This is a genomic window from Azospirillum sp. TSH64, from assembly GCF_003116035.1.
Lineage (GTDB): Bacteria > Pseudomonadota > Alphaproteobacteria > Azospirillales > Azospirillaceae > Azospirillum.
The window spans coordinates 5,925,909-5,926,284 of the sequence record NZ_LGQW01000015.1 but is presented as its reverse complement, the minus strand read 5'-3'; the positions used below and the strand labels follow the sequence as shown (position 1 = coordinate 5,926,284).

The 376-nt window shown below is 68.1% G+C and carries 1 protein-coding gene; it reads left to right on the top strand.

Features of this window, described 5'->3' with window-relative positions; genetic code table 11:
- A partial coding sequence (locus TSH64_RS28280; RefSeq protein ID WP_146208142.1) for an ATP-binding cassette domain-containing protein occupies positions 1–376 on the top strand: 376 nt, incomplete at both ends.

Below are 376 nucleotides of genomic sequence, written 5' to 3'. Positions count from 1 at the left end.
CATCATGGGCATCATGGGCAAGCGCACCGGCTCGATCCGCTTCCAGGGCACCGAGCTGATCGGCATGGCCCAGCACAAAATCCCCCGCCTCGGCATCGGCTATGTGCCGGAGGAGCGCGGCATCTTCTCCAGCCTCAGCGTCGACGAGAACCTGACGCTGCCGCCGGTGGTCAAGGAAGGCGGGATGACGGTCCCGCAAATCCACGAGCTGTTCCCCAACCTGAAGGGCCGCGGCTCGACGCAGGGCACGCGCCTGTCGGGCGGCGAGCAGCAGATGCTGGCGATTGCCCGCATCCTGCGCACCGGCGCCACCCTGATCCTGCTGGACGAGCCGACCGAGGGCCTGGCGCCGGTCATCATCGAGCAGATCGGCGTG